Below are 16,281 nucleotides of genomic sequence, written 5' to 3' on the forward strand. Positions count from 1 at the left end.
GTTGCCCTTGTCCCTTCTTTTAAAAACGTATAAAATGAGGACACAGCCGCGTTTTTCTTCAATCCAGCATGATTGACATGAATCTGGCGGCAACAGGAGGAATTTATTCATGAGCGATGCTAAGGAACCACGTAAAATTAATCTCGCAGATGCCATTCGCGAAAAGCTGGCACAAAAAAAACAGCAGTCCGGCGCTTCACAGCAGGGCGGCTTTCAAGGCGGTTCCACCAAAACACTGAAAAGCCAAAATACGAAGAAGCCGAACAACCAACGCCGTCGTACAGGCGGATCATAAGACACCCTCTAGGCTATATAGGGGACCGAGATCAGGCGGGATCTATCTTGACTCACTCTCGGAACCAAGCAAGCTAAGGGTCATGGCACAAAACGAAAAAAGAGGAGTCTCCCGGCCAAGGCAATGGCCTGATGGAGCTCCTCTTTCGTTTATCTATTTGCTGAAATTAGCAGTTCGGATGTTAGCCGATTTCTACCGGATACATGCGTTCACGCAATTGAGCGATTTCTTCATTTTCCAAGTATTCATCATAGCTCATCGTACGGTCGATTACGCCGTTTGGTGTAATTTCCACGATGCGATTCGCGATGGTTTGAATGAACTGATGGTCATGAGAAGTGAACAAAATAGTCCCGTCAAAATCGATCAGACCATTGTTCAGCGCTGTGATAGATTCCAAGTCCAAGTGGTTGGTCGGTTCTTCCAGAAGCAGTACGTTAGCACCGTTCAGCATCATTTTTGCCAGCATACAGCGAACCTTTTCTCCCCCAGACAGCACACTTGCTTTCTTAAGCGCTTCTTCGCCTGAGAAAAGCATACGTCCCAAGAAGCCGCGTAGGAACGTTTCATCCTGATCCTTGGAATATTGACGCAACCAGTCCACCAGATTCAGATCCACACCTTCAAAATAAGTGGAGTTATCTTTCGGGAAATACGCTTGGCTCGTTGTAATCCCCCAGGAAAATTCACCATTATCCGCTTCCAGTTCGTTCATCAAGATCTGGAAGAGCGTTGTTTTAGGGAGACCGTTCGGACCTACAAACGCAATTTTATCGCCTTTGTTCACGACCAGACTGAACTCGTTCAGTACTTGCTCACCTTCCACGGTTTTACTGAGACTATCTACAGTCAGCAATTGTTTGCCCGCTTCACGCTCAGGCTTGAAGTTAATGAACGGATATTTACGGTTCGATGGACGGATGTCGTCCAGCGTAATTTTATCCAGTTGCTTTTTACGCGAAGTTGCCTGTTTGGACTTGGAAGCATTCGCAGAAAAGCGCTGAATAAAGGCTTGCAGTTCTTTGATTTTTTCTTCCTTTTTCTTGTTCGCATCGCGAGCCAGTGTAAGTGCAAGCTGGCTGGACTCGTACCAGAAGTCATAGTTGCCGACATACATCTGGATTTTACCAAAATCAATATCCGCAATATGCGTACATACCTTGTTCAGAAAGTGACGATCATGGGATACAACAATGACAGTGCCTTCATAGTCCATCAGGAAGTTCTCCAGCCACTGAATGGATTCGAGATCCAAATGGTTGGTAGGCTCATCAAGCAGCAAATTGTTCGGACGACCAAACAACGCTTGTGCCAACAGAACGCGCACTTTGTCATTGCCGCTCATTTCAGCCATTTTTTTGTCATGAAGATCACGCGGAATCCCCAGACCTATCAACAATGCAGCCGCATCCGGCTCGGCATCCCAACCGTTCAGCTCTGCAAATTCGCCTTCCAATTCACCAGCACGTAAACCGTCTGCTTCGGAAAACTCCGCTTTGGCGTACAGTGCATCCTTTTCCTTCATGATTTCATACAAACGCGTATGACCCATAATAACGGTTTCCAGAACCGGAAATTCATCGTATTCATAATGGTTCTGCTTGAGGACAGCCATCCGTTCGCCCGGTGTCATGTGAACCTCACCTGAATTGGCTTCAATTTCACCGGAAAGAATTTTCAAAAAGGTGGATTTACCCGCGCCATTCGCCCCAATCAGGCCATAGCAGTTCCCAGGAGTAAATTTGATATTTACGTCTTCAAAAAGTGGGCGTTTACCATAACGAAGCGTTACGCCGCTTGTACTGATCATATAAGCATACCATCCTTATCATTAGTAAAGTGCTAAACACAAAATTACCGACGGCAATAGTATAACACACAAAAGATCGGATTCGAACCGTAGTCTAAGCAGAACTGCCCCTGAATCTCATCCAATATCTTATAAATAAAATAAAAAAATGCTTCTGTCCTCACGATTGTCACCTGACAAACACCTGGATCAGAACCATTTTTATCTTTTAAATTCAATGAGATAACTCAAGGACAGATACCTTACACTCTCTCTGTGCGTGTAAATGTTCGGAATCTCCGACGCCAATCGGAATAAGATACATGCCCGCCTCCTCGTCCTGTCTTATGACTACCTTCACACCATAGACTGCCTGAATCAGTTCGGATGTAACGACCTCTATAGGCGAACCATTCGCTATTATGCGTCCTTCTTTCATAGCGATCATCACATCACTATACCGAATAGCCTGATTAATATCATGCAGCACCATCACGATGGTCAGTCCGTGCTCCTGATTGAGCTGCCGAATAAGCTCCAAAATCTCAAGCTGGTAATACATATCCAGATAGGTGGTCGGCTCATCTAAAAATAAAATCGGCGTTCGCTGTGCCAAGGCCATTGCAATCCACACACGCTGCCGTTCTCCTCCTGAGAGCTGATCCAGTGTATGTGTCCTGCGTCCCTCCAGATTGGTGCAGGCTATAGCCCATTCGACTGCTTCCTCGTCCTCGTCCCGGCTGGATGTGAACATGCTCTTATGAGGCAGTCTTCCGAAGCTGACGAGTTTTTCTACTGTCAGGTCAGAGGGCGCTTCGTTCTGCTGATGAACTACCGCCAATTGACGGGCCAGTTCCTTGGGCTTGTAGTGGGCTATCTCCTTGCCATCCAGAACCACCTGGCCCTTGCGAGGAACGGCATTGTTGGACATCACACTGAGCAGTGTCGATTTGCCGCATCCATTGGGCCCAATAATCGTAGTAATTCGTCCCCGTTCAATAACAGCATTGATCGCATGTAGACGATCTGTTTTCCGATCATAGGAGAAGGTTATATTTTTAATGTCCATAGGTGCGATCCGCCTTTCTGATCAGGAATATCAGGAATGGTCCGCCAATGACTGCCATAATAATAGAGGCCGGAATTTCATTGGGAGCAAGCACCGTTCGCCCCAGCGTATCCGCAAGCAACAGCAGCAAACCGCCGCATAAGGCAGAAAACGGAATCAGCCACTTATGATCCGAGCCAACCAGATAGCGGGCACAATGCGGAACGAGCAGGCCGATAAAAGCAATTACTCCTGCTATAGCTGTAGCCGTTGCTGCAAGCAGCACTGCTATCACAGAAATTAAAAGTCGTGCACGTGTCACGTTAAGGCCCAAATTTTTAGCCGTTTTATCTTGAAGGGACAAGAAATTACACCAAGAGAAGACAAGCATGGCCAAAATTAAACCAATTCCGCCATAAGTCACAATCACCTCGACATCTACCCATTTTTTCATAGACAAGGTTGAGGTGGTGACCTGGTTAATGCTGGTGACCGCATAACTGCCCCGATAGTTAAACGACTGACCTAGGCCGGAAAAGATGGCGTTTACTGCCACCCCAATCAGAATAAGTCGAATGGGATGCAAGCCAGATTTCCATGAAAATCCGTAGACCATTAGGCAGGCCAACGCACCGCCGATAAATGAAAAGAACGGCATCCAGAAATAAAGCGCCGGAAAGAGGGTCACCGCGATCAGCGAGACCAAGGCCGCTCCCGAAGAAATGCCGATCACCCCGGAATCTGCCAGCGGGTTTTTCATGACGGCTTGCAGCAAAACGCCCGCCACTGCAAGGGCTGCACCCGCCATCACAGCTACGATAATTCTCGGTAGTCTAAGATCCTTGACCACATTCACCTGATCATCTGTGCCTGTCCACAATCCGGCCACCAACTGACTCAAATTCACCTTGAGGCTGCCTGTCATCGCTGAGTACAGCATGACACCGACGAGTAAGACAATTACAACAATAAGGCTCCATAATTTTTTGGACATGTCATCAGCTTCCTTTAATTCGAAGGATACAGCATTTTCATCAGCTCATCCAGCGCAGAGCTTGCCGCTAAATTCCCTGTGGTGCCAAACAACGGTTCAGGCAAATCATAAACATGCCCTTTTTTCACAGCGTTGAAATGCTTCCAGATATCGTTAGTTTTGAACTCTTCATCGAACATTTTTACGACCTCATCCGGCATCCCGTGTGCAGCGCGCAAAATGATATCAGGATTGGATTGCTGCAAGGCTTCGGTATTGTGGGCTATGAACTCCACCTTCTCACCTTGAACCACATTTGTCCCGCCTGCAATTTTAACCAGATCCCCAATATAGGAATGTTCGGTAGCCACCAGATAGCTTCCCGGAACACCCAGTAGAATTAGTACTTTAGGAGACTTCTTGCCTTTAATTTTTTGCTGAATCTCAGTAACTTTGGCATCCAAGGCCCCATTAATCTCTTTCGCCTTTTCAGCTTTATCAAATCGGTCTCCCAGCTTTTGAATTTCCTTTTGCATATTCGCAAGGCTTTCAAAATTCAAAAACTCAGCATTAATGTTTAGGTCCTTAAACTTAGGCTCCAAATCATATTTGAGTGTGGTCACCGAAAGCACATCTGTAGGTTTCAAGGACATTACTTTTTCCATATCAGGACTCATCGGATTTCCCACATCAGGGACATCCTTGTAACGATCAGGCAATACTTTGGTGCTTGTCGGCTTGCCAGCCAAATCCAAGCCCAGCGCATCCGTAATTTCAGAAATGGCTACTGTAGTCGCCACTATACGTGGAGTTGCTGTTTTATCATCAGACGACTTTCCGCTTGCAACTGACGCTGCTGTTGAAGTCGAACCATCGCTATGGTTCTGTCCGTTCTGTGCTCCCCCGGAACATCCGGCCAGCAACAAGATCATGATGCCGATTAACATATAGAAACCAAACGCTTTCCTTTGAGCCAAAGCTGCATACTGTTTCATGAAAATCCAATCACCTCAATTCAAAATATAGAGCAACAGCGTGAGTCCCAATTTTTTCGGGTAGATTTTTGCAAATTCCTCGGGTATGTAAATGCTGACAAGTCTTGATGCCGGGGCACCAAGACTTGCTCGCATACAAACTTTGCTGTTATTTAGGCTTCATTGATGTCATAACCTGAGATTATTTCACCTTTAGGCTTGCTTCATCAAATTGGAACTGAACCGTATACCAGTGATCATACGGTACTCCGCCAAGGACCAAACCAGGCACAATAACGTGTGTGTAAGCACTGATTTTCTGAGACAAGTCCCCTACCTCAAATTGAACGATACGTGTATCACCGGATGTCGAGATCACTTCCACATCTTTTAGGGTACCGTTTTGCTCCACTTGTAGAGTCGGCATCCAAGAGCTGTTTTTCAAAGTGATTTGGATATAGCGCTTGTCTCCCTTTTCAATCAATGTGGCTGGCTTATCGAGATAACCATCCATAACGGACGCTTCATTCGTTTTGTCTTTAAATACGTTGTAATTGATCGTGTATTGCTTCTCGGAAGCAGGTTGAACTGGTTGCTCAACTGCTGGTTTTGCTTCAGCTACCGAGGTGGTCGTTTCTGTTGCTTTGTCCGTAGAAGCTGCTGCCGATTCAGTAGCGGTTGCAGTTGTAGCTGCATTAACTCCCTCACCTTTGAGCGATGCACGGTCAAATTGAATCTGTCCGCCGAATTTCTCATTAAAAATGTATTTCTCAGGCAGATATACCTGTGTGTACACACTCAGCTTTTTATCCAGATCGGGTACTTCGAAGGCAATTGTGTGTGTATCACCTTTTGTGTCGGTACCCACAATCGTCGGATTCGCGTAGCGGCCCTCAAAGTCCGTTTGGAATAATTTCAAAGCCTGATTGTCTGTTACGGTTACATGAGCCTGAACCTTACCATTTTTCACAATCAACTTGGCCAGACTCTGTACAAATGGAGCCACCAAAGAATCCTTGTCCGTTCCGTTTGCAAGCACACGGAAGTTCGCCGTGTACTCTCCATCGGCTAAGTTATTTTTCCCCTGTTCTACTTCGTCTGCTTTTGTTTCGTTGTGATAAGATACATTACTGGTATCGAATTTAAATTCAAAATCATATACCTTTTCTACTCGATCCTCCGCCTTGAAAACCATCGGAGCGCTACTTGCCACTTTAGGAGCTTCGTAGACAACCAGTTGACCTTTTACGTTGTTCTTAAAGTCACTTACACTGAAACGAACGTCCTTCGTATTACTTGCTGCATCTTCCCGGGTCACTTCTGCATCCTGATAACCTCCACTTGCGTTATCCCAAATGCGCAGCGCCTTAACTTCATTGCTGTTTTGCAGCTTCAGACCTACAAACCGTTTGTCGCCTTCCACGACCAATTGCGCTGGTTCATTAGTGATGAAGCGTTGAGCCGGAGATTCAGATCCTGTGATGCCATCTGGCAGCACAATGGTGAATTTCAATGCATATTTCCCATTGGCAAGCTTGTCAAAATCCAATTTAACGATAGGATCAGCCGCACCTGAAGAGGTAGGCTCAACAAAGCTACGAATGGTAGCAGGCTCGAATTGGAACTGCACATCATATACGTGGTCATAAGGGATGCCACCCAAATCTAATCCAGGTACGATGACATGCGTGTTCACTGTAACTTTATCTGACAGATTAGGTACTTCAAATTGTACTGTTCTTGTGTCTGCAGAGGTGGATTGTTCAACCACCTGAGCTTCAGAACCATTTACTTTAAACGTTTTAATCCAACTGCTCTTGTCCATTTTAATTTGAATGATATTTTTACCAGACTGTTTTAACAGTGTGGCTGGCTTTTGCATATATCCATCCATCACAGATATTTCATTGCTTCCGTTTTTGAGTACGGAGAAATCAATGCTGTATCTGCCATTTTCCACTGGAGTTGTGGTTCCGTTATCCGGTCCTTTAGCTGTAATGCTGCTGCGATCAAATTGAAGACGAAGCTTATGATCCATCTCATAAACCCCACCTGGATAGGTCGTGCTCACATGCACCTGTGCATTCAGAATAGCGTCCAAATCGGCCACCTTGAATTTCACAACACGTGTATTCGCATTCTTATCCTCACTAACGATATCTGCATCTGTCAACGTCCCGTTTTGTTCTGTTTTGAACTCTGTCACGGTGGTGCTGTCTTTAATCGTAAAGGAGGCTTCATACTTGCCCTTCGATACCGTCAGCGTAGCCGGAGACAATAAATATTGCGCCATGGCCGATTTTTGATCTTTGGTTGCATGCAACGCATCGAAATTGATTGAATACGTTCCATCAGCTAAATTCTTTCCAGGCGTGCCTGGTGTACCTGGCGTCCCAGGATCAACCGGGGTTGGAGCATTCGTAATGCTGTTTTTGTCAAATTGAAGTCGAAGCTTATGATCCATCTCATAAACCCCACCTGGGTAGGTCGTGCTTACATGGACCTGTGCATTCAAAATCGCGTCCAAATCGGCTACTTTGAATTTAACAACACGTGTATTGGCTGTCTTGTCCTCGCTTACAATATTTGCATCCGTTAATGTCCCGTTTTGTTCTGTCTTGAACTCTGTTACGGTAGTGCTGTCTTTAATGGTAAAGGAAACCTCTTTTTGTCCTTTTGCTACCGTTAAAGTCGCTGGAGATAACAGATATTGCGCCATTGCGGATGGCTGATCTTTGGTTGCATGCAGGGTATTAAAGTTAATAGCATACGTTCCATCTGCCAAGCTAGGTGATGTAGGTGCAGAAGCCAATTGAAGATCTACATTATAGGTATGCACGTAGCCCAGTTCAGGCCAGTTGATACTTACCCATGCGCTTAACTTAGCAGGTATTTCTTTAACCTCGAATTCGATAACTCGTGTATTCGCAGTTTTGTCTTCACTTACTGTAGCAACATTAGTTAATACTCCGTTTTGTTCTACCTTAAAACCATCAATTTGTTTACTGTTTTTCAAGGTGAAACGAAGATACTTCTTGCCATTACGTTCAATCAAGGTGCCTGGTTTCCCCGTATACCCATCCATCATAGAAACTTCATTCGTTCCATCCTTCAAAAGAGTGAAGTCCAGATTGGATGTCGTTTCTGGAGAGCTTCCATTTTCTGTGATACTATTTTTATCGAACTGAAGACGAAGTTTATGGTCCATCTCATAAACCCCACCTGGATAAGTCGTGCTCACATGGACCTGTGCATTCAAAATTGCGTCCAAATCAGCAACCTTGAATTTCACAACACGCGTGTTGGCTGTCTTGTCCTCGCTTACAATGTCTGCATCCGTTAATGTCCCGTTTTGTTCTGTCTTGAACTCTGTTACGGTAGTGCTGTCTTTAATGGTGAAGGAAACTTCCTTTTGTCCTTTTGCTACCGTTAAAGTCGCTGGAGACAACAGATATTGGGCCATGGTTGATGGCTGATCTTTGGTTGCATGCAAGGTATTAAAGTTAATAGCATACGTTCCATCCGCCAAAGTTGTTGGTACAGGTACAGAAGCCAACTGCAGATCTACATTATAAGTATGCACGTAGCCCAACTCAGGCCAGTTGATGCTCACCCATGCATTCAGCTTGGCTGGTAGTTCTTTTACTTCAAACTCGATAACTCGTGTATTCGCATTCTGGTCTTCACTTACAATAGAGGTGTCAGTTAACACTCCATTTTGCTCTACCTTAAAGCCATCAATTTGCTTACTATTCTTTAACGTAAACTGGGCATATTGTTTGCCTCCACGCTCAATTAGCGAGCCTGGCTTCTCCGTATACCCATCCATCATGGACTTTTCCTCTGTTCCATCTTTCAAGAGGGTAAAGTCCAAATCAGTTAATTTTTCTCCTGTGCCAGGAGGCGTTACCGGCGGTGTCACTGGTGGAACCGTTGGATTCTCGGTTGAGTTTTTAAGTCTCAAACTGGAAGGATCAAACTCAATCCATTCCTTCACTGAACGGTCCGGATCGGTATCTACATACCATGGAGAACTGCTGTTAAATCCAAACTCCGTATTTACATTTTGATGAAAATCATAAACATCGAAGCTTACCGTTCCCGAAGCTTTTCCGGAATCTACTTCTATTTTGGCGGGAACCGTTTCCCCGTTTTGTTCAACTAGAAATTTCGAAAGCCCTTGAGCCTCTGCAAATTTAAATGAAAAATGGTATTTTCCATCTTTAATAATCAAATCTCCAGGGTAGGTATAATTTGTTTTAAAACTCGAATCCTTGGTGCTTCCACTGACTGTCTTGCGCAAAGGCTTATAATCAATCAGGTATTCTCCATCTGCATAAGTCGCTTCAGTTGTTGTTATAGCATTCGTAGGCTCAACATATGGACCGGGCAGTTCTACCGGATACTCATAAGTAGCATACGTAGCACTAGTCACTGTAGTGCTTGAGTCGGGCAAATTCGACGAAGTGGATTCATCCTCGGGTGTTGCTCCTGCGTATGGTGAAAATAAAGAAAACAACATTAGAATAGCAGCGAATGTCGTAATATATTTGTTCAATCGGCTTTTCAAGGTGATGTATCCCCCTACTTAAAATATACTCATTTGGAGCTTTGGAACTAAGCTCCAAATGAGCATTCAGTTCAAAATCATTATCTCAAAAAGAAACCCTTAGATATCACTGTCGTCGAATTGGAATTGAACAACATAGTCGTGATCGTAAGGAATGCCGCCAGTGTATTCTTTTGGTACACTTACATGCAACTTAACGTTTAATTTTTGAGCAAAATTACTTACAGGAAACTCTACTATTCTTGTATCACCTGATGTACTTACCACAGTCGCATTCACATACTGGCCGTTTTGTTGCGTTTTGAATTCAGTAACCCAAGCACTTTTAGTAATAGCTACTCGCACTTTGTATTGACCATTCGTAACAATCAGTGTGGCTGGTTTTTTTACATAACCATTGGTATCCATGTAAGAAGGCTCAGTGGTTCCATCTTTATAAACGGTATAAGGCAATTGATACGTTCCATTAGGCAAAGCCGCGTTCGCTTGATTAGCTGAGAATGGGGCTAGTACCACAAAAACAAGCGCAGCCATCAATACAGTGAGCATTACTTTTTTTAGAGACAATTTCTCCATACGATTCATAATCATGTTCATGTTTTAATCTCCTTTTACGTTTTATTTTGGATTAGATTTCGTCGAATTGCAGTTGTACATCGTACTTGCCTGTGTAGCCAATCACTGAGATGGTAATTTCAGCGTAAGCATTTACTTTGGCATTCAGGTCAGCCACTTCGAATTCCACGACACGAGTGTTGTTTGCCGTATTTGTGCTTACTACAGTCGCATCTTGCAATACGCCATTTTGCTCTACTTTGAACGCCGTAATCAGATTGCTGCTTTTCACAGTCAGACGAACAACATTTTTGCCATTAGCTACCGTAACCTGAGCAGGCTTCGTCAGATAGCTGTCCAATCGAGAAGTTTCATTGGTTTGATCCTTCAGAACGGTATAATCTACGTTATACGTGCCGTCGGCTGCTGATGCTTTAGCAGAAAGTGGAGCCATCAGTGCAAAAACAAGTGCTGTCATGATCAGTGCTACGAATGCCTTCTTGAAAGAAAATTGCTCAAAGCGATTCATTACCATATTCATATCTACACACACTCCTCAATTTTTTATGCTTGAATTTATGTTGATTTTATGAACGATAAAGATGGCTTCAATTTACTTTTTGGAAGATTTGGCTGATTTCGCTGACTGGACGGCTGCAACTTTTTTGATGCTTTTGGAATCAAAAGCGAAGCGGATCGTATAGTCATGATCGTAATTGTAAGCAGGGACAGTAACATGGATTTTAGAGATCAACGGGCTGTTGACACTCACAATGGGAAATTGCACGGTGCGAGTATCGGCTTTGGCATCCTTTTGGATGACCTTGGTATCGATGATTTTACCTTTGTAATCCACTTTAAACCCGGTTGTCCATTCGCTATGATTCAGCTTAATTTGCATGGTCATTTGACCCTTCTTTACATACAACTTAGCTGGTTTTTCAAAATAATCATTAGCCATGGATACCGAATCATTTTCTGCCTTGAGAATATTGTATTTGAGCGTGTATGTACCATCCGCCAATTTCGGAGAAGCCGCAGCGGCTCCTACAGATGACGAAGTTGGCCAAAAGCTCAGCACACTCACCAGCAGAAACACAGCAATAATTGCAGAATACCCCTTCTTCATTTTGACAGCAGTCCCTCCCCACGAGAATATAACTAATTGATTATCATTCTCAATTGATAATTTAAAAAAAATAGCTCTTTTCGAGCTTGTCTCCCCACCTCTCTATTCCATAATTTCGCAAAATCAAGTAAACCCATCACCAATATATCTTACACTTTTCGAAAATGTCAATATGTATTTGTGTGTACGTAATCCCTTGATATATGCTATTTTTTAATAAAAATTTGTAGTTCCTTCTTCTATAATTCGAATGACTCTCTTTTGTTTTTAGTTCAAAATTTATTTAAAAAATTGCTTTTTTCAATTGACAATACTCAGTGATATTCATTATCATTCTCTTATACATAAATGAAAATGATTATCATTATTGTTTAACTTGAAAATTGCAGGAGGAATAACATGAAATCTTATGTGTTGTGGTCGTCCGCAGCGCTTTTATTGGCAGTTACCGGATGTAGTAATGGTACCTCCGCAGATCAGAAACCAGCCAGCGCTTCCGTATCTACCGCTTCAAGCACAACAAGCGGCGCGACGATTCAAGTTACTGACTTTTCAAAACGGACGTTGGCGTTTCAAAAGATCCCTCAACATATCGTTGCGCTCAGCAATGGCGATCTGGATATTATTTACGCATTAGGCGGGACAGCCGTGGGCAGACCCAACTCCAATGGACCTTCCGTCGTACCTGCTGCTGAAAACGTTCAGCAAATAGGCTCCACCCATGAAGTGGATCTAGAGAAAATCACGATGCTCAAACCGGATGTCGTGCTAGGCAATTATCCTATGAATGAAAAAGACATTCCAGCTATTGAAGGAGTCGGTTCACAACTACTGCTGACTGGGGCCAATTCAGTTCAGGATATCCAGTCACAAATTACGCTGTTCGGACAATTACTGCAAAAGCAGGCCGGGGCCGTAAAGCTGAACCAACAAATTGACCAACAGGTAGTCAAGCTGCAAAAAGAAACAGCCTCTACCTCCAAACCGAAGGTGTTGCTGGTTTACGGAGCCCCGGCCACGTACATGGCGGCGCTGCCGAATTCTCTAGGCGGAAATATTTTGGAAGTTGCAGGTGGCTCCAATATCGCCGCTGATTTTCCGGGCCTGCAAAATTTCCCGCAATATGCGCAGTTGAACACAGAACGCATCGTACAAGCTGACCCTGATTACATTTTCATCATGACCCATGGTAATACGGAAGAGGTTAAAGCCGCATTTATAAAGGAAATGCAGGAAAATGCAGCTTGGAACGGAATCAGGGCAGTCCAAAACAATCAGGTCGAAGTTTTACCTTCAGATTTGTTCGGGACGAATCCGGGGACACGGATCACTAAAGCGCTGGATTTGATGCACCAAAAGCTGTATCCGGCGAAATAGGCGATGACGATGAACAAACTACAGCGCACCAGAAGACGCACCATCGCCTGGATTACCCTTCCGATCTTACTGCTAGCTGTCTCTGTGTACGGTCTGGCCTACGGTTCGGTGTCGATTCCACTTCAAGAAATCAATCAGGTTTTGCTACATAATGATGAATCCACATATCGCACGATCCTAATGGATCTCCGACTACCCAGAGTGTTGGTGGGTTTACTGGTAGGCGCTTGTCTCGCAGCTTCAGGAGCACTTCTTCAAGGCGTCATGAAAAATCCATTGGCTGACCCAGGCATTATTGGTGTATCGGCTGGAGGTGGGCTTGCAGCCGTCATTACGATGGTGATGCTTCCACAGCTTAGTTACCTTCTTCCGGTAACCGCCTTTTTGGGAGCCTTTCTGAGTGCGATCGTCATTTACCTGCTGGCTTGGGACCGAGGGGCTTCCCCTGTCAAAATTGTACTGGCTGGTGTTGCAATCAACGCGTTGCTGGGCGCGCTCACCAACGGAGTAATGGTCATGTACAGCGACCGCGTACAGGCTGTACTTCCTTGGCTATCCGGCGGGTTAAATGGACGAAGCTGGCATCATCTGGAGTTCATGGCTCCTTACGCTATCATTGGCTTAATCGCCTCTTTGTTTGCCATTAAGCCTGCGAATTTGTTGCTATTGGGTGATGATTCAGCACAGCTGCTGGGCCAGCGGGTAGAGCTTCAACGGATGCTCATTATCTTGCTCTCTGCCCTGCTCGCCGGCACGGCGGTCAGTGTAGCCGGGCTGATCGGGTTCGTAGGACTGGTCGTTCCCCATGTTATAAGGCTGCTCATCGGGGAAGATTATCGTTTCCTCCTCCCCCTTTCCATTGTGGGCGGTGGGACACTGGTTGTCCTAGCCGATACAGTGGCACGCTCTTGGTTTGATCCGATTGAGCTGCCTGTCGGTATTTTGCTGGCCGTCATTGGGGCACCGTTCTTCTTAATCCTGCTCAAGAAACGGGGGAATTTCGGATGACAGCCATTCAGGGTAAGCATCTTTCCTTACAACGCGGGTATTTCCAGCTGGACGATGTGAACATTACCTTGCCCGCCGGACAACTCACTGCCATTGTCGGTCCCAACGGCTCAGGCAAGTCTACGCTTTTGCGGATTTTGACCCGGCTGCTCAAGCAGGATCAGGGCAAGGTTTCCGTACTGGGCAGGCCCGTAGAGGAATATAAACGGCGTGATTTTGCCCAGACGATTACCATGCTGCCGCAAATGAAGGACATGCTGCCGTTATTAACAGTCCGTGAGCTGGTCGCTTACGGAAGATCCCCTCATACCAAGGGTTTGAGGACAAGTCCTACCAGGCAAGACCAGCATATTATCGACCATGTCATGGGAATCACAGGCATCAAGCCCTATGCAGATCGGATGTTCCATACTCTATCGGGAGGTGAACAACAAAAAGCGCGAATTGCAATGGCCTTGGCCCAACAAACGGGTATTCTTTTACTCGATGAACCAACCACTTTTCTGGATATCGCCCATCAATTTGAAGTTATGGATATGCTGCGGCGTATCAATCACGAGTCCGGCTTGACGATTGTTATGGTACTGCATGATTTGCAGCAAGCTGCGGCCTATTGTCATCATATGATTGCGCTTAAAAAGGGACGAATCGCCGTCGCTGGCGAACCCCGTCAGATTTTGACGTCTGCTTTTCTTCGCGACATTTATGAAATGAACGCTACCATCAAATTTGAGGATGGCTATCCGGTTATTATACCGACCATACCACATCATTCAGGAGGAATTTAATATGGTTATCGTTACAAATACATCTAAAATTACACCGGGCAATGCCCACCTGCTCATCGAAAGATTTAACAAAGAAGGACAGGTTGAAAAAATGGAAGGCTTCCTCGGTCTGGAAGTGCTGCTGACGGAAAACACGAAGGATTATGAGGAAGTAACGATTAGCACACGCTGGCAGGAAAAAGAGAACTTCCAAGGCTGGACGAAAAGTGAAGCGTTCCGCGAATCCCACAACCACCGTCAAATTCCAGACTATATTATTGAAAACAAAATTACATTTTATGAGGTTAAAATCGTTCGTCATCCCATCTCGAACAATGATTCCTCTTTGGCGAGTGATATCGAAGCCGTTTAATTCTGGACGGTAGCCTAAAACTAGAAAAAGCGGCTCGGCAGGCAAATTCATTGTCCACCGAGTCGCTTATTTTATATACGTTACTGAACCCTTCAGATTCTAGTTGAGCAACGGCGCCCAATTTTCAGCGTCTCTCCGTGCCCCAGTACATGGATGCGTTCCTTTGCAATCCCCAAGCGCTCTCGCTCCACTTCAAGACGATCCAGCGCCTCTCTCGGCGTATCGTCCGCCAGCTTAAAGGCTCCATAGTGCATCGGGATCATCTGATCTGCGCCGCAATCCACAAAGCCCTGCAACGCCTCCTCCGGTGTCACATGCTGTGAGGTCATGAACCATTCCGGTTCATACGCACCAATCGGCATAAAGGTCAGATCAATAGCAAAGCGCTCGCCAATCTCCTTAAACCCACGGAAATATCCCGTGTCTCCCACAAAATACAACGTAGGTGCCTCCGCTGAATCTGATTCTGCGTGAGCATCTGAGCCTGCAACAGACGTGGCAGAACCGATCACCTGCTGCTCACTTTGCAAAACGTATCCACCCCAATGTGAAGTATTGGTATCAAACGGCGTACGCCGTGTCCAGTGCTGTGCCGGAACAAATGTAATCCGCACTCCACCTACCGTAAAATGCTCCCACCATTGCAGCTCATGGCAGTTGCGAAAGCCTCTGCGGATCATTTTCGACTTTAACCCCGAGGGGACGAGCATCAATGTATCTGCACGATATAACTTCCGCAACGATGCCAAATGTAAATGATCATAATGCGAATGTGACAGCAGAATGATATCCAGCGGTGGCACATCCTGAATGCGAATGCCGGGCGGAGCCAATCTTTTATCAAAAGCCATACGCTCTGCCCACACCGGATCGGTGACCATATTCAGCCCAAGGTACTGAATGAAAAAGGTGGAATGGCCCACCCAGGTCGCCGTCGCCATTTCCCGATTACTATGCAGAAACTCCAGCTCCGGGAGATGGTTGGGCACAACGAACGTGTAATCCTTTATTTTGCTGCGTCGCTCCTGCCGCCATTGTCTGAATTGCTTGATGGTTTTATCGGTATTTACATGATCCATATTGTTAAAACGCACTTTAGGCATGATGCAGCCCCTCCCTGACAGACCCGTTCTCCAAAAAACACAACGGTTCAATTTAACTATATATTGTCACTCAAATGTGATCATGAAATGATGCAACATCCTGAACTATGTAAAGTATAATTCAATCACATCTGTAAAGGAAATTCTGCGATAATACAGCAAAAACAGACCTCCCGGATCTATCAGAAGGCCTGCTCCACATGTTATTGTCAGTCCTGTGGATTTTTAAAGCGTGCCGAATAAATAAACAAAAACACAATCGCCACCACGATAATGATCGGCGACTCATACATGATCGTAAAATGCTCGAAAGCAACCAC

15 protein-coding genes are annotated in these 16,281 nt (G+C 45.2%); 5 read left to right on the plus strand and 10 right to left on the minus strand.

The window, feature by feature from the left end:
- Positions 1-109: 109 nt before the first annotated feature.
- On the plus strand, positions 110-295 hold the full coding sequence (locus MMB75_RS18870) for a hypothetical protein (RefSeq protein ID WP_016820288.1): 186 nt from the start codon (positions 110-112) through the stop codon (positions 293-295).
- A 181-nt stretch (positions 296-476) separates the two neighbouring features.
- Here MMB75_RS18870 and MMB75_RS18875 read toward each other — a convergent pair whose 3' ends face one another.
- From MMB75_RS18875 to isdC, 8 genes are all read right to left on the minus strand, one after another.
- Positions 477-2,105, minus strand: a complete 1,629-nt coding sequence (locus tag MMB75_RS18875; RefSeq protein WP_016820289.1) for an ABC-F family ATP-binding cassette domain-containing protein — start codon at positions 2,103-2,105, stop codon at positions 477-479.
- Positions 2,106-2,319: 214 nt separating this feature from the next.
- Positions 2,320-3,153, minus strand: coding sequence for an ABC transporter ATP-binding protein (locus tag MMB75_RS18880; RefSeq protein WP_016820290.1), 834 nt, complete (start codon positions 3,151-3,153; stop codon positions 2,320-2,322).
- A complete protein-coding gene (locus MMB75_RS18885) occupies positions 3,143-4,126 on the minus strand; it encodes a FecCD family ABC transporter permease (protein WP_016820291.1) in 984 nt (327 codons plus the stop codon). The genes MMB75_RS18880 and MMB75_RS18885 overlap by 11 nt, the downstream gene beginning before the upstream one ends.
- Positions 4,127-4,140: 14 nt before the next feature.
- Positions 4,141-5,100, minus strand: coding sequence for a heme ABC transporter substrate-binding protein IsdE (gene isdE, locus MMB75_RS18890; protein ID WP_039276222.1), 960 nt, complete (start codon positions 5,098-5,100; stop codon positions 4,141-4,143).
- Positions 5,101-5,281: 181 nt separating this feature from the next.
- Complete coding sequence (locus MMB75_RS18895) at positions 5,282-9,649, minus strand: NEAT domain-containing protein (protein ID WP_029514357.1); 4,368 nt, start codon at positions 9,647-9,649, stop codon at positions 5,282-5,284.
- Positions 9,650-9,748: 99 nt separating this feature from the next.
- Entirely contained in the window at positions 9,749-10,246 is a 498-nt protein-coding gene (locus MMB75_RS18900; RefSeq protein WP_016820293.1) for an NEAT domain-containing protein, read from the minus strand.
- Between the two features lie 31 nt (positions 10,247-10,277).
- Entirely contained in the window at positions 10,278-10,745 is a 468-nt protein-coding gene (locus MMB75_RS18905) for an NEAT domain-containing protein (protein WP_016820294.1), read from the minus strand.
- A gap of 72 nt (positions 10,746-10,817) precedes the next feature.
- Positions 10,818-11,333 (minus strand): heme uptake protein IsdC, encoded by a 516-nt coding sequence (gene isdC, locus MMB75_RS18910; protein ID WP_016820295.1) that lies wholly within the window; start codon positions 11,331-11,333, stop codon positions 10,818-10,820.
- Positions 11,334-11,732: 399 nt separating this feature from the next.
- Between isdC and MMB75_RS18915 the strand changes: the two genes are divergently transcribed.
- The 4 genes from MMB75_RS18915 to isdG are packed head-to-tail and all read left to right on the plus strand — an operon-like array spanning position 11,733 to position 14,858.
- Positions 11,733-12,710 carry an ABC transporter substrate-binding protein gene (locus MMB75_RS18915; RefSeq protein ID WP_016820296.1) on the plus strand — a complete coding sequence of 326 codons (978 nt, stop codon included), beginning with the start codon at positions 11,733-11,735 and terminating at the stop codon, positions 12,708-12,710.
- A gap of 9 nt (positions 12,711-12,719) precedes the next feature.
- Positions 12,720-13,718, plus strand: a complete 999-nt coding sequence (locus MMB75_RS18920; protein WP_025365838.1) for a FecCD family ABC transporter permease — start codon at positions 12,720-12,722, stop codon at positions 13,716-13,718.
- Positions 13,715-14,506 carry an ABC transporter ATP-binding protein gene (locus MMB75_RS18925; protein ID WP_016820298.1) on the plus strand — a complete coding sequence of 264 codons (792 nt, stop codon included), beginning with the start codon at positions 13,715-13,717 and terminating at the stop codon, positions 14,504-14,506. Before MMB75_RS18920 ends, MMB75_RS18925 begins: the two co-directional genes overlap by 4 nt.
- Position 14,507: 1 nt before the next feature.
- On the plus strand, positions 14,508-14,858 hold the full coding sequence (gene isdG, locus MMB75_RS18930) for a heme oxygenase (protein ID WP_016820299.1): 351 nt from the start codon (positions 14,508-14,510) through the stop codon (positions 14,856-14,858).
- A gap of 92 nt (positions 14,859-14,950) precedes the next feature.
- Here the strand turns inward: isdG and MMB75_RS18935 are convergent, their stop codons facing one another.
- Together MMB75_RS18935 and cydS are read right to left on the minus strand one after the other, a co-directional pair.
- Positions 14,951-15,961, minus strand: a complete 1,011-nt coding sequence (locus MMB75_RS18935; RefSeq protein ID WP_016820300.1) for an MBL fold metallo-hydrolase — start codon at positions 15,959-15,961, stop codon at positions 14,951-14,953.
- Between the two features lie 209 nt (positions 15,962-16,170).
- Positions 16,171-16,281, minus strand: coding sequence for a cytochrome bd oxidase small subunit CydS family protein (gene cydS / locus MMB75_RS26265; RefSeq protein WP_014278118.1), 111 nt, complete (start codon positions 16,279-16,281; stop codon positions 16,171-16,173).

The organism is Paenibacillus sp. P2(2022), from assembly GCF_029522175.1.
In the GTDB taxonomy this organism is placed as follows: domain Bacteria; phylum Bacillota; class Bacilli; order Paenibacillales; family Paenibacillaceae; genus Paenibacillus; species Paenibacillus polymyxa.